General features: G+C 56.3%; 12 protein-coding genes. 6 read left to right on the top strand and 6 right to left on the bottom strand.

All coding sequences use genetic code 11. The features are described from left to right. Positions 1–78: 78 nt before the first annotated feature. Positions 79–726 (top strand): response regulator transcription factor, encoded by a 648-nt coding sequence (locus PMI35_RS03435; protein ID WP_063887085.1) that lies wholly within the window; start codon positions 79–81, stop codon positions 724–726. 51 nt (positions 727–777) lie between these two features. On the opposite strand, the gene PMI35_RS03440 is transcribed toward PMI35_RS03435, so the two are convergent. The 3 genes from PMI35_RS03440 to PMI35_RS03450 all read right to left on the bottom strand — a co-directional run bounded on the left by PMI35_RS03440 (position 778) and on the right by PMI35_RS03450 (position 8627). Continuing rightward, positions 778–5532 carry an RHS repeat domain-containing protein gene (locus PMI35_RS03440; RefSeq protein ID WP_008065389.1) on the bottom strand — a complete coding sequence of 1585 codons (4755 nt, stop codon included), beginning with the start codon at positions 5530–5532 and terminating at the stop codon, positions 778–780. Positions 5533–5608: 76 nt separating this feature from the next. Then, positions 5609–7852, bottom strand: coding sequence for an Ig-like domain-containing protein (locus PMI35_RS03445; RefSeq protein ID WP_032832099.1), 2244 nt, complete (start codon positions 7850–7852; stop codon positions 5609–5611). 1 nt (position 7853) lies between these two features. Continuing rightward, positions 7854–8627 carry a hypothetical protein gene (locus PMI35_RS03450; protein WP_008065387.1) on the bottom strand — a complete coding sequence of 258 codons (774 nt, stop codon included), beginning with the start codon at positions 8625–8627 and terminating at the stop codon, positions 7854–7856. Positions 8628–8961: 334 nt separating this feature from the next. On the opposite strand from PMI35_RS03450, the gene PMI35_RS34790 reads away from it, so the two are divergent. Further along, positions 8962–9498 (top strand): hypothetical protein, encoded by a 537-nt coding sequence (locus PMI35_RS34790; RefSeq protein WP_157295819.1) that lies wholly within the window; start codon positions 8962–8964, stop codon positions 9496–9498. 226 nt (positions 9499–9724) lie between these two features. Here PMI35_RS34790 and PMI35_RS03455 read toward each other — a convergent pair whose 3' ends face one another. Further along, positions 9725–10867, bottom strand: a complete 1143-nt coding sequence (locus tag PMI35_RS03455) for a glycerate kinase (protein ID WP_008065386.1) — start codon at positions 10865–10867, stop codon at positions 9725–9727. Positions 10868–10979: 112 nt separating this feature from the next. Further along, a complete protein-coding gene (locus tag PMI35_RS03460) occupies positions 10980–12101 on the bottom strand; it encodes a sugar diacid recognition domain-containing protein (RefSeq protein WP_008065385.1) in 1122 nt (373 codons plus the stop codon). A gap of 169 nt (positions 12102–12270) precedes the next feature. Here PMI35_RS03460 and PMI35_RS03465 point away from each other — a divergent pair, with 169 nt between their 5' ends. Together PMI35_RS03465 and rarD are read left to right on the top strand one after the other, a co-directional pair. Further along, a complete protein-coding gene (locus tag PMI35_RS03465; protein WP_008065384.1) occupies positions 12271–13281 on the top strand; it encodes an aldo/keto reductase in 1011 nt (336 codons plus the stop codon). Between the two features lie 201 nt (positions 13282–13482). Beyond that, positions 13483–14370 carry an EamA family transporter RarD gene (rarD, locus tag PMI35_RS03470; protein WP_008065383.1) on the top strand — a complete coding sequence of 296 codons (888 nt, stop codon included), beginning with the start codon at positions 13483–13485 and terminating at the stop codon, positions 14368–14370. Between the two features lie 104 nt (positions 14371–14474). Here the strand turns inward: rarD and hppD are convergent, their stop codons facing one another. Beyond that, positions 14475–15551 carry a 4-hydroxyphenylpyruvate dioxygenase gene (gene hppD / locus PMI35_RS03475; protein WP_008065380.1) on the bottom strand — a complete coding sequence of 359 codons (1077 nt, stop codon included), beginning with the start codon at positions 15549–15551 and terminating at the stop codon, positions 14475–14477. Between the two features lie 443 nt (positions 15552–15994). Between hppD and PMI35_RS03480 the strand changes: the two genes are divergently transcribed. Further along, positions 15995–17527 carry an EAL domain-containing protein gene (locus PMI35_RS03480; protein WP_008065379.1) on the top strand — a complete coding sequence of 511 codons (1533 nt, stop codon included), beginning with the start codon at positions 15995–15997 and terminating at the stop codon, positions 17525–17527. 237 nt (positions 17528–17764) lie between these two features. Next, positions 17765–18127: a histone-like nucleoid-structuring protein, MvaT/MvaU family gene (locus tag PMI35_RS03485; RefSeq protein WP_008065377.1), complete on the top strand. Its 363-nt coding sequence runs from the start codon at positions 17765–17767 to the stop codon at positions 18125–18127. Positions 18128–18260 lie beyond the last annotated feature (133 nt).

Raw genomic sequence — 18260 nt, 5'->3', positions numbered from 1 at the left:
CGATCCCAACCGCTTGACTTCTCCCGAGCCAGTGCCCGTGAGGATACGCCAGTATCCCATGGGCTCCGCCCAAACAAAATGCTGCGAATCATCATCGCCGACGATCATCCGGTCGTGCTGACGGGCATCGAAATGGTGCTCTCCTCCTTTGCCGATCCCACCTGTTCAGTGGTCGCCAAGGCTGAAAATGCCGATGAGCTGATCCATCATCTGCAGCACACGCCCTGTGACCTGGTGATCAGCGACTACGCGATGCCTTATGGACGCCACCCCGATGGACTGGCATTGATGGGCTACCTCAAACGGCACTTCGCCCCGCTGCCTCTGATCGTGGTGACCATGTTGCGCAACCGGTCTTTATTGCAAGCACTGCTCAACATCGGGGTGAACGGCCTGTTCGACAAGCGCAGCGCCTTGAGCGAGTTGAAACGGGCGGTAATCGCTGTCACCAAGGGACGTCGATACCTTTGCCCCACTTTTGCCGGGATCCTCGATACCCAGTCGTTGCCTGCCTGCGGTACCAACGCACCCTCAGCGAGCCTTTCGAACCGGGAAATCGAAGTCGTCCGGTTGTTTGCCCAGGGACTGTCCGGACGACAGATTGCCGCGCAATTGAACCGCAGCGAAAAAACCATCAGCCGACAAAAGCGCACCGCCATGGACAAGTTGGGACTTGGCCATGACGGTGGGTTGGTGGAGTTTGCGCGGGTAAGTGGGTTGGGATGAGGAGGTGTGCACCCGCATAAGCGCAGGTGCACTAACTCTCAAGCCATTGACTTACTGCTGCTCATGCTGAAACCGTCCTTTTCTTTCAGGCGCTGCCGGTTTCCGTAGCCCTTGGGCGCGTTTGGGCACACCAAAATATTCATCATGTCCCTCGATGCGTGGGAGATTGAATCTCTCCAGGCCATTCTCCAGCTTTTTGGATACAACTGTACCCGGCTCACTGGCCTTTCGAAGTTTTTCAAAGTGATCTGGAAAGTTGGCTCTATTTTTTTCAATCGCACCTTTTACTAATTTTGGCTCGTTCTGCGTCACTGCTCGAGTAGCCTGTCGGGGTGCCGATGGACCCGCTAAACTCGCGACTTGTCCCTCCCTAATTGGAGAATAATCCACCTCAGGCGAAGCATCGCGAGCCGCCCTTGAAGGAGCACGTGTAGAGGGTCTGGATCTACTTTGAAGAGTGAGATCGGCCATTCGGGAAGTGACCCGGGCGCCTCCCACATCAGCCACCTCCGATACAGTGCCAGTCACTTGCCGAGTCGGGCCAGCACCGGGGGATATGAACATGAGAGGCAACATTTTTGGAACACCCATATGCCCTGTGTGATCGGTAAACCCGACCGGATTCCCCAAGCAATACGCATAGGTATTCAACCCGCCACTCCCAAATGGACTCCAGTTGTCGGGGCTTTGGAACAGCATCAATTTCGGATTGAACACCCGATAACCATTGCCCAGAAAATAGCAATCCGTGTGCTTTTCGCGTAACTCACCGTTGTATCCCATCGCGCCTGTTGTGCCATCAGCATGGCCATAGGGAGAGTAAGCAACGTGATTGCGTTCTACCCCTCCACACTCACTGAGCACACTGTTCTTTTCATCACTGGCCAGCAACAGGGACTTTGGGACAACACCTGCCTGGTGCTCGGCGAGCACAACTCCATTTTCTGCGCGCACGAAGGTGCTCAGTTGTTCACCCTTAAGGCGGTTCGCCAGTAGATCACGACGATAAAAACGTTGCTCTTCCTTGCTGGCGCTGCTCATTGTCGACAAGATGTTTTCGCTGTCGTACCGATAGGATTGGGATGATCCACCGTTTATCTCACTGACACTTGCCAACCGTCCCAAGGCGTCGTAGCCCAGAATGCGCTTTTCTTCATCCTGCAACAGGTTGCCATTGGCGTCGTAGTTCAAAGTGAGGTTGGGGTAGTCGGCATGGTCATTGGTGACACTGCTCAATTGTGCAGGGTCGTCGTGTTCATAGGCATACTTCGCAATATTGGTGCCCCCCACGAACTTGGTCCGGACTTCCTCGATATTGTCCCAGGGACTGAAGAAAAATAGCTGTTCGAGCAGTGTTTTGCCGTAAGGGTCCACCGGGGATAGCGGGCCGGAACAGCTGTAGAATTCCAGGCGTCCTCGCAATTCATATTCATAACGCTCGTCCCGCAGCGTTGTCCCCCCTGCGTCAGCCCCCTCGCTCAACAATCTGCCCATCAGTTGATCAAGACCGTTCCAGGTCTGGCTCAGGCGTTGCGCAGAATCACCAAAATCAAACACACGCAGCGTCTCTCGGCCCGAGGCGTCGTACTCGAGGTTAATCTTCAGGCTTTGCCCGGCCGTGGCCTCCCGGGTATGAATGCTCTCCGTCTGACCCTGTGCCGTGTACGTGAACTCGCTCTTGATATGGCCGGGCTGGCCTTCTTCCCCCAATGCCGTCCACTCAAGACGCCCCTTGTCGTCGTACTCGTAGTGCTGCACCTGTTTAAGCACGTCGATGTAACGTATCAAGCGTCCTGCGCGGCTGTAGACGTAAAACATTTCATAAGGCGGGTTGCCGTCATGAACGCGCTTTTCACTGTTCACCTCCCCCTGGCTGTTATACGTGCGGCTCAATACCAGGCCTTGTTCTGAAGAACTCTCTAGCCGTGCGTCTTTTGGGTCGAAAAAATAGGACGCTTCAATGGCGGCCACGGTCGGTGTTTTTGGAATCGCGGTGCGTTTGGTCGGCTCCTCCGTCAGTTCAAGCATGTAATCATAGGCGATGACATCACCGCTGGGTTGGATCACCCGATCCGGCTTGCTCTGGCTGGAGTCGAACTCATAAATGGTTTTTCGACCGCCAGTGACAGACTCTTTCATGCGCTCCAGCCCATCGAAGGTCTGAGTGCCCAACACGGTCGCGTTAACGCGAATCAAAGTTGGCAAATCGCCTCGGCTGTGCGCCGCATACTCACGCACGACCTTGTTGCGATCGGGCAAGGTGGTTTCGGTCATGCGACCGTACACGTCGTAAACGTACCTGGTTTCCAGTTTCGCGGTAATCTCAGGGGCAGTACGCATCTCGGAGGCGGTACGCGCCAGCCCGTCGTACTTGTAGCTGTGCAAACTGATGCGTTTTTCGCCCAGGTCAAAACGTTCGACCGTGACCGGCTTCTCGAATCGATTGGTCAGGGTCCTGGTCTTGCCCATGCCCTCGATCCACTCTTCATTGATGAAGGTAATCGGGTTGTTCCGGGTGAAATTTTTCACCCCGTCCGGCCCCGTCTCGGAGTCCTGCTGGCTCCAATCATCGTAGGTGTAGGTGGAAGTCAATCGCAGATCCCTTGTTTCCAGCCAATCGATCTCGGTCTCATTGATCAATTGCCCCAAGGGGTTGTAACGGGCTTCATAGATATCGCGCATGACCGGCGCTTTACCCCCCGCGTTGTCGACGTCCTGCTGCGCCTCCCTGACCGCGCGGCTCAGCCCGTCGAACCAGGTCCGGGTGATCACACCCTTGACGTTCTCCAGTTCCTGGCTCGCCTGTTCAGTCACCGGTGAATCGCTTGGGCCTGCAGGGCGAATCAATGTGTAGCGGTAGGTTCGAGTCGCCGAGTTATCCGTGCCCGGAGCAACGGTTTCAGTGAGCACCCGGCCCAGTGGGTCGTAGGTGTTGCGAATTTTTACATCTTTGTCGCTGATCAGTACTGGCAAGCCGCTGAATAGCGAGACTTCTTCGGTAATGCTTTTGCGGGTGGTATCCAGATCGTTGCTCAACTCTCGCAACGTTCGCAGTACGGTTTCACCGGCAAAGCTTTCGTAAGTAGCGTTTTCCCTGGTGTAGGTAAAGTCGGTGAATGTGGTGCAACCAGCCAAGTTGCCAAGGGTCACGACTTCACGATTGCGCTGACCGTGAAGAAACGCGTCGTCAGGCTGGTCGATGTATGTGTAAACCGAGTGCTCCAGTTGCGTTTCAGTTAGTGCATTGACCTCCAGCAGACGCTCATCCACCAGCGCCACCCAAGGTGTAGTGCTGGCGCGGATGCCGGGTAGCTCTACATACCGATAACGGGAGCGCAAAATCGGCGCGCCCGTTTGCACATCAGGCACCAGTGCGGTGTCCGAGGTTGGGGTCACGGTTTTTTCCCGCACATGCCGGACGAAGCCATAGGGGTCCTTCGGACATTCGCCGGCCACCCCTTCGGCCGGAAAGTAAGTGGTGGCTTCAGTGACACCGCTGGCCTGAACACTCAAGGTTTGATTGCCGTGAATGTCGTACTCGCTGAGCTCCTTGTCTTCACGCCATTCACGGGCATCGTTGGTCAGCTCCCAACGTGTCACCACCTGTTTGGGCAATTGGCACTGGCGCACCTGCTTATCAAACGGTTCGGTATCGTTGGCGTAGTAGGTGGTCTTGACCGTGTTGCGATGGGTGCCCTGAGTGGTCTCTTCCGAGACCAGCAAGTGAAAGCGGTTGAAAGTGCGGTGGACGGTGCGAACCGCATCCTCACCCACCATGAGGCTTTCGGTGACTTCATATTGGTAGGCGCCGATAACTTCGTACAGATTGTCCTCACCGTCGGTCTTCCAGTCGATCGGCGCGTTGTAGCCCAGGAAGTTATTGCCGCTGTAGCTGTATTTCACCTTGATCGGTGGCTGACCGGCACCCGGCTCGGTGACATGGTCGGTGACCCGCGGCAGGTTCAGGTACTTAATGTTACCGGGGAAACCGTGACCCTCATCGTTGTACTGGATCCGCTCATGACTGCCCAACGGGGTCCAGACTTCCTTGATGCACAGTTGGTCGCGCTCCAGGCCGTAGAGAAAACGCCAGCCGGCGTTGTTCGAGGTCGGCAGGGTCAACCGGGTCATCCGGTCGCCTTCCAGATGCAGGACAAACAATGCAGATGGCACACCCGCTACCGGTTTGACACGAATCTCGACAGTACTGGTGTCGGTATTGCGCAGCACCTCGAGCAACAGGCCCGTGCTGTCCCTGACCGTGCTGAGCATACGCCCGTCACCAAAACTGCCGTACTCAAGCGTGACTTCGTGACCCTGCGAGGAGTACATCATGGCCGGCATGGCCACCTGCGGCGTGGCGCCGGTGAGCTTGAGGATTTCGACCAGGCCGGAGGTGTGCACGACTTTGTATTGCCCACGCGGATCGCCGATCAACTGGTAGAGCTTGAAGCTCTGGATTTTCTGCTCTTTCATCTTCAGGCGATTGGCGTCGCCTTCGTCACCGTAATTGCCGGTGACCTTGAAACTTTCCCCCGAATGCACGGCGATGATCTGCGTACTGGGTGTGTATTGAGTCAGTCCCAGGCTCCAGCCAACACCGTAACCATTGTTGACGGTATTGATCGGATTAAAGTGGGCTTTCAGCGGCACCACCGGGCCACGCAAATCGTTGGCTTCCACCTCATGAAGGGAAAACCCAACGGTATACAAACCCGTGCGTGGATCGACACCGGATTGAACAAAGCTTTTAAAGTTGAAGGCATTGGAATGGACAGCGGTTTTTTCTTCGTCAATGGCGTTCATGAACGAGGCCTCGAAAAATAGAATATCGAAAACATTAGAAAGCGGCGCATTGCGCACCGCTTATATGAAGTGTCAATTACTCACGCAGAATCTTAAGTGCCGGTCTGTTCCTGTTTGTCGTAAACTCGACTGTGAGCGGATGTCGGTGGCCTTCGATGTCAGTCAGGATCAAGTTGACCTCCTTTTTCAAAGGATAAAGGTCCGCGTTACCAACCTTACTTGGATCATCCGGGTGGGTTGCCTGTCGGACGTCAGTCCGGCGAAACACTCCGATCAGAAAGCGACCTTCTGCCAACTCCTCTGCAAGCATTGGATCAAAATGATCTTTGAGCGCCTTATTATTTTTTATGATCGAATCAAACTTCATCAGCTCATGGTCGTGAGGGGCCTTGGGATTATTGAAAGCATAACCGGTAAAAGTAATCAGTTGTTCATTGTGAAAGGTGCTTTCCCACCTGACGGTCGAAATAAATGGATCCTTTCTTGGAGCGCCAGGGAGTCCTGGCACTCCCGGAAATTCCAATGCAGCGAAATTCAAACTAACCGACCCCTCTCGTTTATAGGTCAAGTCCCAGTAATCAATTGTTGTCAGGTACAGGTCAAAGTCATCGTCATTCTCTTCGCTGCCTGTCCCCTCATCAGAAATACGACGCCTTTCAAAGGTGTAGTCCTTCAAATCAATAATGGGAGAATTTTGAGGCTCCAGTGTGATGATTCCGTCTGGATGGCCTGTATGTATATCTGATCGGTAGAATTTATCTAACTCCTCATCGAAAAACCCTGCATAAAACCTTTTGACTTGAGTGGACCGACTTACCACAAACAGGGGTATATTGGTTTTCGGAATATCGGCCGGGGCGTCGTCCAACCTGCCCGCTGGCGGCCGGAAGCGGCTCTCAATACGCGTCTGGCTCCACAGGACAGGCATATCGGGGTCGTAGGGAATACCGTCCTGTAAAGACGGAACGTCGGGCACTACCTGGTCAGAATCGACATAGTAAAGCCTCAGTGAGGCCGCTTGCTCAGGCGTCAGCTTTGCTCCCAATGTTTCAATCCTGGCCTCAAGGGGCAATTGCTGATAGCCATTTCCGTATAGCTTGTTTTGACGCAAGGCCACCAATATGAACGATTTTATCTCTTCGAAACGGGGCTCTGGAGTGAAGTTGGCCAACTGGATGATGCTATATCCGGTCCTGACGAGCAGCTCATTCCAATAGATATCGCATTTAACGACGCTATAAAGGCTTGAAGACTTGCCTGGCGCGGTGAATGTTCCATCTTTCACCGTGCCACCCCCTAACACGTCCCAGCGCCGTTCAAATTCAGGTGGTAGGGTTTCGGTCACTTTCAAGTCCACTGTTGCGGAGGGTGCCAGAGCGCTTACAAACGGCGGTTCAATCGTTGTGGATGCCGCAAACTTGGTCAGGAGTACGCAGGCTTGCACGGTTTCGCCGGCGCCATCCTTGACTTCAATGGGTTGCACAACAAAATGCTCCGGCAACGACTGGGGGTCAGCGGGCGGGGTGTAAATCGCCGTGTTGCCATTGACCGACAACGTACCGTGCGCAGGTACGCTCCAAGTCAAGGTGCTGCTGCTGAGTGCCGTCGCGACAAAGGTAACCGGAGCGCCGCCGACGCTGCGCGGAACATAGCCAGGAGACAGCGTCATGGCTTCCGTTGTTACCAACAGCAATGCCGAAACCCTGTGTTTCTGCCCGCTGGTATCGGTATACGCTGCGGTGACAATATTGCGCACCGACTGCTTGCCGATCAGCTCGGCAGACACTGGCTGATAGACCCCGCTAACGGAATCGATCATGCCGGAGGACGTGTTGGTGTTAAGACTTTTTACGCTCCAGCTAACACCGTCCACCGGCAGGTTGTTCAGCAACGCCTTATACGACAACGGCTGGCCGCCAGCCTTCAGGCTATACACGGCCGGCTCGATGGTCAGCGAAGTTTTCGACGGATCCAGGCTACCGAAAATCACCAGGTCGTGGGGTATGTGACGTGAGTGCTCGACAAACACATTTTTCTGACCGGGGAACAAAACGCTACGGATCAATTCCAGCTTGTCGTCGTCAGAACGCTCGATGAATTCCTTGGCCAGCACCATGGTTGCAGAGTACTTTTTGACCCCGTTTTCCATGTCGTCCGCAATCAGGTAGGGGAAATGGTCCTTTGAAGGAATGTCTCCCCCCATGGCGTTTCCTCTGAGCTTGATCATCACCACCACAGCACCGTCGGCCACGTTCAAGGCATTGGGTTGTTCTGCACCTGGTGCACGCTGGGTCAGAATGATGAAATTCGTTGGGGTCAAGTCACAGCACGTAGAACACACCATCCTTCTTGTCTTCTATATAGGCGCGGGGAATGGTGACACTTCGACTGGCGGGAACATCTGCTGGAGGCGCTACGGGCGTGAGCGACGAGGGGTCGGGTGGCAAAGGATCACTGGCGTACCAGTAGACAAATTGATCCCCCGGGGCCTTGTCGGTGTAGTCGGGGATGGAGCCGTTTACACTGCCGATGTTGCTGTCATCCAGTTGTGTCGTGGCGAATGTCATGGCTTGGGGTTCAGGAGGATCGGTCATTTCATACGGAGCAGTGATGTCGCTGGTGACGTGAATCAGCGGGCTGTCTACAGGTTTGCCGCCGGTGTGTAGATACAGTCTATGCTTGAAGGTATAAGGTCCATTGGGGGTAATTTTGTTTAACGCAACGACGAAGTCCCCTACCCAGGTATCTGCAAAGGGATATATCAGCTCGGGAATATCACTGACCTTGACGAAGGACGCATCCTCCGGATCGACGACATGCCCCGGGGCGATATGTAGCTCGAGCGTCTGTATATCCAGATCAGGTACACTACCGGTATCCGCCCAGATTGGAACATTGACCTTCATGCCATTGGCCTTGATGGCAGGACCATTCAACAACCCAAGGGGATCCAGGGGTTCGATGATTGCCTCGATTGTCGCGCCGGGAAGCGCGTGTGGGCCATCTGCCGCACGAGCCTGATTACGTTGGTTTCGCAGCTTGCGATACGCCTCACGCGCCTCATCCGACTGGCGCTTGGTCTGCATGGTTGTCATGTTCACTCTCCACAGAATTGAAAACTGCCATTTGAACTGCGATGGCTATGGAGGCTGTGCGGCGGTCCGAACACTGCGAGGGATGTCTGAACGTTTCCCTACGATCTGCACCACGGGGCCTTGGGCTGATTAAGCGTCAAAACCCCAAGCTCCGATACTGTCAAAGTTGACAGGTACACCAAGCTGAAAATGTGTGCGAACATTGGCCGGTTAATGCCTGGAGTTCTTTAGCGTTTGAACTAGCAGATTTGCTAGGTTTCACAAATAAAAAATCCTGTTAGTGTTTTATTCAACGGCCCTGGTGGCCACAGTAAAGTCGCGACAGGAGATAAACATGAAATATTTCAAGAAAACCTTTAGTAGCTTGGGTATTGGATTTTACCTTCTTCTAACGGGTTGTACTTCCCAAGCTGTGGACATTCCCGAAACAACATCTGGCCCTGGATATATCGTTTTAAGCGAGGTAGAAACCTACGGTGTTGATCCCGAGCATTGCGTTATCCCTGCAGTGCCGGGCACGTATATGTTGAACCAATTAACAGGCTGCTACACCGACGATTATGACTTAATTCGGTTCAATGAAGTAGATTCCGGATTGAGCGTCAAGATAATGGATCATGGCAAATGCACCGACAACAAAGACAACTGGGCAATTGAAATGAAAACCGTTAAACAACCCACTACCACTCCTGGCGCAGATAGTAACGCTCCATCAGACTGGATTTCATTTCAACGAATTTGGGCAACCGAACCAGACGGAGCAGTTATATCACCAGGGGTCATGAAAACAGGTCGCTGGCAAGACGGCAACTCGTCCGAAACTCCAGACTTTATAAACACAGCGAGCTGTGTCATGATTTATCGCCATTAGTCACTCAAGTATAACTAACACATTATTGCTCACGTGCTTTCACGTACAAAACAATATCTTGAGCACATGAGATAAATTATTGTACTCAAGCTTGGAAAACAGCCCTACTATCAATACAGTGAGTACGCCCACAAAATTTGAAATCGTACTCATTGTATCTGATTACTGACATGGATAAGGATTGCATACGGAAGCTCATCCTCGAACCTTATCAGGTATCGAACACTCAGCGGTTGCGAATCGCCAGGCTCCATACCCGCGCTATATCCCCCGCCCGCTCGCGCAACAATTGCGACGCATGGGCACAGGCTTGCGCAAGGCTCATCGGTCCCGAGGGCAAGGCAAATGCGGCGTCGACGCCGTGTTCATACATCTGCTCGTAGCCATCACCCAAGGTGCCGGCGATGACGATCACCGGCACGCCGTGCTGCCTGGCAATCCGCGCGACACCGAACGGCGTTTTGCCACGCAGGGTTTGCGCATCGAAACGACCCTCGCCGGTAATCACCAGATCGGCATCTTTCACCGCATCCTCCAGACCGACCAGTTCGGCGACCACGTCAACTCCGGCTTTGAATTGCGCCCCCAGAAATGCCTTGGCGGCAAACCCCAGGCCGCCTGCCGCACCGCTGCCCGGCTCGTCGCGCACGTCGTTGTTCAGGGCTTGGGCGCAGAGCTCGGCAAAGTGCCCCAAGGCGCGATCCAGTTGCTGGACCTGTTCCGGCGAGGCACCCTTTTGTGGGCCGAAAATCGCCGAAGCGCCTTGAGGGCCACACAGCGGATTGTTGACGTCGGCGGCGATGTCGAAGCGCACCTCGGCCAGGCGTGGATCGATGTTGCTCAGATCGATGCGGGCCAGTTGTGCGAGCGCCAAACCGCCGGGTTCCAATTCCTCGCCTTGAGTGTCGAGCAGCCTCACTCCCAAGGCTTGCATGGCCCCGGCGCCACCGTCATTGGTCGCACTGCCGCCAATCGCCAGGATCACCCGTTGCGCGCCGGCATCCAGTGCAGCGCGAATCAATTCACCGGTGCCGAAGGTGCTGCTGATGCAGGCATCGCGGCGGTCGACCGGGACCAGCTGCAAGCCGCTGGCCTCGGCCATTTCGATGATCGCGGTGTGGCTGTGGGGTAACCAGCCCCAGGCAGCGTCGACGACTACGCCGAGCGGTCCGCGAACAGTTGTGTGACGCAGCTCGCCATTACACGCGGCCAGCACTGACTCGACCGTCCCTTCCCCACCGTCGGCCATCGGGCATTTGACTAGCTGTGCATCGGGCCATACCTCGGCCAGACCGAGGGCAATGGCATCGGCGACACCTTGAGCGCTGAGGCTGTCCTTGAACGAATCGGGGGCGATGACGATTTTCATGAGGGTTCTCCTGTTCCAATGCGACCATGCTGCCAGCCGCCATGAACAAAGACGCCAGGCTGCTGCACAAGCGGCACTGGGGATTATTGTTCATTTCCACAAAACCCGGGGTTCACGCAGGGGTGTCTGCCTGGGGCAGCAACTGCACGCCAAGGTAGAGGGTGAGCATCCCGTCCAGCTTCAGTGGATCAACGCCACTGAGCTCGGCAATCCGCTCCATCCGGTACCGCAAACTGTTGCGATGTATGCCCAGCGCATCGGCACAGGCCTGGCTTTGCCCATCGTGCTCGCACCAGCTGCGCAGGGTTGCCAGCAACTGGCCGTTGTTGTCCCTGGCGATGACTTTACGCAACGGGTTGAGCAGCTCGTCCAGTGCATCGTCGTTGCGATGGCGCCACAGCAACACCGGCAGCCGATAGCGGGTAAGCGTCAGCAAACGAGACTGGGGCAACACGTCGCGCCCATAGGCCAGCAAGTCGCCGACCCGGTGATAGCAACGACGCAATCCCGGCAGCCCATCCGCTTGCCCGCCCACGGCCATGCGCAGGATGTTCCAGCCCAGGCCATCGAGTTTTTCCAGCAGCCGCTCGTTCTCGATGGCCTGGTTCGCCGATCGGCACCACAGCAACGAAGACTTGGCCGAACTCACGCACCAGCTGTCCGGGTAACGACTTGTCAGCCACGCACTGAGCGTCTCGACGGTGTGCCCCGGCCCCTGTTCCGTGCCCAGCTCAAACAGGTAAGGCACCCGCGCCATGTGCGGCTTGAGCCCGAGCTGCTGCGCTTCATCGATCAATCGCGGCGAGCTGCCGCCGTCGCTGAGCAACAACGCCAGCAGGTCATCGCGACGCTGGCGCCGCCATTGCTGTTCGGCCTGCTGGTTGCGCTGGCCCACCAGCATCTCGGCGGTCATGCGCACCAGCTCGGCGTAGGTGCGCAATTGCTCGGGTTCGCCGGTGATGCCCAGCACGCCGATCAAGCGCTGGTCGAGCATCAGCGGCAGGTTGATGCCCGGCTGCACGCCTTTGAGGTGGATCGCGGTCTGCGCGTCGATCTCCACCACGCGACCGTTGGCCAACACCAGTTGCGCGCCTTCATGCCGGGTGTTGACGCGCTCCGGCTCGCCGCTGCCCAGGATCAGCCCCTGGCTGTCCATGACATTGACGTTGTACGGCAGGATGGCCATCGCCCGGTCGACGATGTCCTGGGCCAGGTCGTGATCGAGTTCGAACATAACGGGGTTCCTTGAAACGGGGGGTGGTCGAAACTCATTGGGCGATCAACGTTACCCTGTGCATCGCAAGAAATCATGATAAAGCGTGCCACCCTGTCACAGAGCGTTTGCCCCGCCCTGCCATTCTGGTATTTGATTGAGCCTTTCCCTCCGGCAAAAGGATTTCCCCATGAGCTATCGCACGCTGGGTCACTCGGGCCTGCAGGTGTCCACCCTGACCCTGGGCACCATGATGTTTGGCGAGCAGACCAATACCGAATATTCCCTGCGGATCATCGACAAGGCCTGGGACCAGGGCATCAATTTCATCGACACCGCCGACGTCTACACCAGCGGCCGGTCCGAAGAGATCGTCGGCGAGGCCATCGCCAGTCGCCGCCAGGAATGGGTGCTGGCCACCAAGGTCGGTTTCGGCCCGGCGGACGGTGTGCCGAACCGCAGCGGCCTGAGTCGCAAGCACATCTTCAACGGCATCGAGGCCAGCCTGACGCGCCTGGGCACCGACTACCTGGACATCTATTACCTGCACCGCGAAGACCACAACACGCCGCTGGAGGTCACGGTGTCGGCCATTGGCGACCTGATTCGCCAGGGCAAGGTCCGCTATTGGGGCCTGTCCAATTACCGTGGCTGGCGCATCGCCGAGGTGATTCGCGTGGCTGACAAGCTCGGTGTCGACCGACCGGTGATCAGTCAGCCGCTGTACAACATCGTCAACCGCCAGGCCGAAACCGAGCAGCTCACTGCCGCGCAAAATTACGGCCTCGGGGTGGTGCCCTACAGTCCGTTGGCGCGCGGCGTGCTCAGCGGCAAGTACGCGCCGGACGCCAAGCCGGACGCCAACAGTCGCGCTGGACGCGCGGACAAACGCATCCTGGAAACCGAATGGCGCGTCGAGTCCTTGCGCATCGCGCAGAAAATTGCCCAATACACTCAGGAGCGCGGCGTCGGTATCGTCGAGTTCGCCATCGCCTGGGTACTGAACAACAGTGCCGTGACCTCGGCCATTGTCGGCCCCCGTACTGAAGAACAGTGGGATGCCTACACCAAGGCGCAGGCGGTGAAGATTACGGCTGAGGATGAGGCCTTCATCGATTCGCTGGTGACACCGGGGCATGCATCGACGCCGGGGTTCAATGATGTGAGCCACTTCGTGACCGGCCGCAGACCGTATAGCTGAAGAAACACTAAGCCACTGTAGGAGTGAGCCTGCTCGCGATAGCGGTACTACATTCAACAGAGATGTTGACTGAAAGACCGCTATCGCGAGCAGGCTCGCTCCTACAGGGGATGTTGTAAATATTGATCATCCGGCCAATATTCAACACAAAAACCACGTATCCTCCGCACCCCGTTTTACGTTCAATCTCGCGAGGACAGCTTGTCAAAAGGTATCGCTTTATCGGTTTCGGCCTCTGTGCTGTTTGCCGTCATGTATTACTACACCTCACTGCTCAAGCCGTTGAGCGGTGTGGAGATTTTCGGCTGGCGCATGCTGCTGACGGTGCCATGCATGACCCTGTTCATGCTGGTGTCGGGAGAATGGCGGCGCGTGGCCGATCTGCTACGCCGATTCAGCGCCCAACCAAAATTGATCGGCATCCTGTTCGTCTCGGCAGCGTTGCTAGGCGTGCAGCTTTGGCTGTTCATGTGGGCACCGCTCAATGGCTACAGCCTCGATGTGTCACTGGGCTATTTCCTGTTGCCGCTGGCCATGGTGCTGACCGGGCGCATCGCCTACGGTGATCGGCTGTCCTACCTGCAAAAAGTCGCAGTGTTCTTCGCCAGCCTCGGTGTGCTCAACGAGCTGTATCAAGTCGGCGGATTCTCCTGGGCGACGGTGGTCGTGGTCGTGGGCTATCCGCTGTATTTCGTGGTGCGCAAATGGTTGAAGACCGACAACCTCGGCGGACTGTGGGTGGACATGACCCTGATGCTGCCGGTCGCGTTCTGGTTCGTGCGCAGTGGTGAGCAAGGCTTCGGTGTCTTCGATCAACACCCGGCCCTGGCATGGCTAATCCCCCTGCTGGGCCTGATCAGCGCTTCGGCGCTGGTGGTCTACATCATCGCCAGTCGCTTGCTGCCGTTCAGCCTGTTCGGGTTATTGAGCTATGTCGAGCCGGTGCTGTTGCTGGGCGTGGCGTTGTTGCTGGGGGAAAGCATCAAGCCTGGGGAATGGCTGACCTATATTCCGATCTGGATGGCGGTAGTGGTGTTGGTGTTTGAAGGGTTCAAGCATCTGGTTCGACAACGCCGCAAACCAATGTAGGAGCGAGCCTGCTCGCGATAGCGGTCTGCCAGCCAACATCAATGTTGACCTTGAAGACGCCATCGCGAGCAGGCTCGCTCCCACAGTTTTTACGGTGTAACGATTTAATCAGTGCTCAACACACCACGACGCACCTGATCGCGCTCAATCGACTCGAACAGCGCCTTGAAGTTGCCTTCGCCGAAACCGTCATCACCCTTGCGCTGGATGAACTCGAAGAACACCGGCCCCATCAGGGTTTCCGAGAAGATCTGCAGCAGCAGGCGCTTGTCGCCCGACTCGGACGAACCGTCCAGCAGAATGCCGCGCGCCTGCAGCTCGCCCACCGGCTCGCCGTGGTTGGGCAAACGGCCTTCGAGCATTTCGTAGTAGGTGTCCGGTGGCGCGGTCATGAAACGCATGCCGATGCTTTTCAGGTGATCCCAGGTCTTGAGCAGGTCATCGCTGAGGAAGGCGACGTGCTGGATGCCTTCACCGTTGAACTGCATCAGGAACTCTTCGATCTGCCCGGCGCCCTTGGACGATTCTTCGTTCAATGGGATGCGGATCATGCCGTCCGGCGCGGTCATGGCCTTGGAGGTCAGGCCGGTATATTCGCCCTTGATGTCGAAGTAACGGATTTCGCGGAAGTTGAACAGCTTCTCGTAGAAGTTCGCCCAGTAGGCCATGCGACCGCGATACACGTTGTGGGTCAGGTGATCGATGATCTTCAGGCCAGCGCCGACCGGGTGACGGTCAACCCCGTCCAGGAACACGAAGTCGATGTCGTAGATCGAGCTGCCTTCGCCGAAACGGTCGATCAGGTACAGCGGCGCACCGCCGATACCCTTGATCGCCGGCAGGTTCAGCTCCATCGGGCCGGTCTCGATGTGGATCGGCTGGGCGCCGAGTTCCAGGGCACGCTTGTAGGCCTTTTGCGAATCCTTGACCCGGAACGCCATGCCGCACACCGATGGACCATGCTCGGCGGCAAAGTACGAGGCGACACTGTGGGGTTCGTTGTTGAGGATCAGGTTGATCGCGCCCTGGCGATACAGGTGCACGTCTTTGGAGCGATGGGTCGCGACCTTGGTGAAGCCCATGATCTCGAAGATCGGCTCCAGGGTATTGGGGGTCGGCGATGCGAGCTCGATGAATTCAAAGCCCATCAGGCCCATTGGGTTTTCGTATAAATCTGCCATGGTTGGCGCCTCATCATCTTTATCAATTAACAAATGTTAGTTGCTAGCAATGCTGAGACCGGCGGGTGGCGCACAGGAGATGCCCCGCACGCTGCGGGCGAGGAAATCACCGTAGATCAATTGGAACCCGAATATCTTCATTGTCGACCCAAGGCTCTGAGGGCGAGGCTTCTGCTGCCAGAAGACGATTATTATTGTATGCGTAACCTGATTCTACACAGCGTAAATCATTTTGTCCGCCTTCTGTATGAAATCCCCTTTTTCCCCCGACGCGCAAGGGCTTTGTTTTACCCCCGAGGTCCGCTCATCGCTACGTCTGGGGCTCCCAAGAGCTGCGTAAGTGCCAGGGGCCAACTATCCTGCCTCGTACTTGAACGCTTCATGGGAGGCATCACTTCCTGCCAGCCGTTGAGAGCCCGACTTCATCGATACAGGTTTCGTCAATGCCACTTAAAACCAACGCCCGCCCGCGCGGCATCAGGCTCGCCGTGACCTTGCTGTGCGGACTGCTTCCGGTCCTGCTGGGTTTTGCCATTCTTTATATGCAAGCCGAACGCGTACTCAGGCAAAGCACCCAACACACCGCCGAAGAAGCGACGCGCCAGTTCGAACTCATGCTCGACAACACCGCCCAGGCGGCGCGCGAGTTGCTGCCCTTGGCGGGCCAGAGCTGCATTGACGTCAACCTGGCGTTGCGCGAGCAGGTGACACGGCGGCCATTCGTGCGCTCGACCAACCTGCTGTGGGACGACACCATCTATTGCAGTTCACTGTTCGGTGACTATCACGAAAAAATGGCCCCCGGACATTATTCCAAAGGCCAGTTGCTGTTGATGAAGGGCAACCCGGTGACGCCCGACACCGCGTTGCTGGTTTATCGGCTCAGCGACGGCAAACGGGGTGCCATGAGCACACTGGACGGTTACCATCTGAGTAATCTCATGCGCCTTATCGGGCGTCGGACTTTGCTGTTGCTGCAGGTCGGGCCTGCCTGGTTGTCCGCCGACGGCAGCTTTCACGAGGGCGAACCGCCCAGGTTCCCCGTCGCAGATAACAGGCTGGCATCTTCGCGTTATCCCTTCAGCGTTACGACCGGCTTCCCCGAAGGCGAAGTGTGGCGGTACATGAGCAGCGAATATCCGCCACTGTTCAGCTTGTTGCTGTTCTTCGGTGTGATTTCCGCCTTGATCGGGCACGTCTTGCAGAAACGCTCATCGTCGCCAACCGTTGAGATGCAGCGCGCACTGATTGCTGGGGAGTTCGTTCCGTATTTCCAGCCAGTGGTGCAGGCGCAGAGCAAGAAATGCACGGGGGTCGAGGTGCTGATGCGCTGGAACCACCCCAAGGAAGGCCTGGTCCGCGCCGATCTGTTCATTCCGTTCGCCGAACACTGCGGACTGATCGTGCCCATGACCCGTTCGATCATGCAACAAACCGCCAGGCTGTTGGCACCGCGGTCGGCGTCCTTTGACGAGCCGTTCCATGTCGGCATCAATATCACCGCCAATCATTGCCAGGATCTTGCGCTGGTCGAGGATTGCCGCCAGTTCCTCGACGCCTTTGCCCCAGGCTCCATCCACCTGGTGCTGGAGTTGACCGAGCGCAAGCTGATCGAGCCCACAGCCATCACCCTTCAACTGTTCGAGCAACTGCATGAGCTTGGCGTGATGATCGCCATCGACGACTTCGGGACCGGCCACTCGAGCCTCGGTTATCTGCGCCAGTTCAACGTGGACTTCCTGAAAATCGACCAAAGCTTCGTGGCCATGATCGGCATCGATACCCTTTCCAGCCACATTCTGGACAGCATCATCGAGCTGGCGGCCAAGCTCGACCTGGCAACGATTGCAGAAGGTGTGGAAACCCCGGAGCAAAGTGACTACCTGACGGCCCACAAAGTGAACTTCCTGCAAGGTTATCTGTTTGGCCGACCGATGCCCGCGGCAGACTTCATTAATGCATTAAGTGATCATTAACTAGTGGCCTTTAGCATCGATTCAACGACACGCCGCCCTCCTCCATTTGAATCTAGGCACAACTCTTGTTACATGAACAAAAAGTCATGATTTACTCTTGATCCATTAACTACTACAATTTTTCATGCCTGCACCAGATTGGCAGGTGAGCCATTTAATCACCGAGTCGCTTCAAGGCTCTTGGCTTATAGCTTTGTTTGCGGTTGGTATCAGCCACACACTATTGGAGTAAAGATATTGTCCAGACTCGCTGAATTTCGTGCAGCTGAAAAGGCCCTTCAAGAGCAGCTCAAGCAGCTGGAATCCCTGAAGAACGATGCCGGGCTCAAGAAAGAAATCGAATTCGAAGAAAAGCTCCAGGGGCTGATGAAAACCTACGGCAAGAGCCTGCGCGACATTATCGCCATCCTCGACCCGAACCCGGCAAAATCCGGTCTGCAACAGGCCGCACCGAAAACCCGCCGCGCCCGCGTGGTCAAGGTTTATCAGAACCCGCATACCGGCGAGCTGATTGAAACCAAGGGCGGCAACCACCGTGGACTGAAGGCCTGGAAGGAACAATACGGTGCAGCCACCGTTGATTCCTGGCTGCGCGGCTAAACCCTCGCACTGAAAAAACAAAGCCCTGCACCTGCAGGGCTTTTTTCATTGATGGCATCTAAAGACATGCCCGCCCGGCACTTTCCAGGCAACTTTGTGCTTAATCCTTTTGGCTATCTAACGCTATCGGCAC

The sequence above is a fragment of the Pseudomonas sp. GM78 genome, assembly GCF_000282475.1.
Lineage (GTDB): Bacteria > Pseudomonadota > Gammaproteobacteria > Pseudomonadales > Pseudomonadaceae > Aquipseudomonas.
Note: the sequence above shows the minus strand (reverse complement) of the source record. Positions and strands in the feature narration are given on the sequence as shown.

Coding starts and splice junctions, on each gene's coding strand:
- PMI35_RS03435 (WP_063887085.1), top strand. CDS start 79: ATGCTGCGAATCATCATCGCCGACGATCATCCGGTCGTGCTGACGGGC.
- PMI35_RS03440 (WP_008065389.1), bottom strand. CDS start 5,532: ATGAACGCCATTGACGAAGAAAAAACCGCTGTCCATTCCAATGCCTTC.
- PMI35_RS03450 (WP_008065387.1), bottom strand. CDS start 8,627: ATGACAACCATGCAGACCAAGCGCCAGTCGGATGAGGCGCGTGAGGCG.
- PMI35_RS34790 (WP_157295819.1), top strand. CDS start 8,962: ATGAAATATTTCAAGAAAACCTTTAGTAGCTTGGGTATTGGATTTTAC.
- PMI35_RS03455 (WP_008065386.1), bottom strand. CDS start 10,867: ATGAAAATCGTCATCGCCCCCGATTCGTTCAAGGACAGCCTCAGCGCT.
- PMI35_RS03460 (WP_008065385.1), bottom strand. CDS start 12,101: ATGTTCGAACTCGATCACGACCTGGCCCAGGACATCGTCGACCGGGCG.
- PMI35_RS03465 (WP_008065384.1), top strand. CDS start 12,271: ATGAGCTATCGCACGCTGGGTCACTCGGGCCTGCAGGTGTCCACCCTG.
- hppD (WP_008065380.1), bottom strand. CDS start 15,551: ATGGCAGATTTATACGAAAACCCAATGGGCCTGATGGGCTTTGAATTC.
- PMI35_RS03480 (WP_008065379.1), top strand. CDS start 15,995: ATGCCACTTAAAACCAACGCCCGCCCGCGCGGCATCAGGCTCGCCGTG.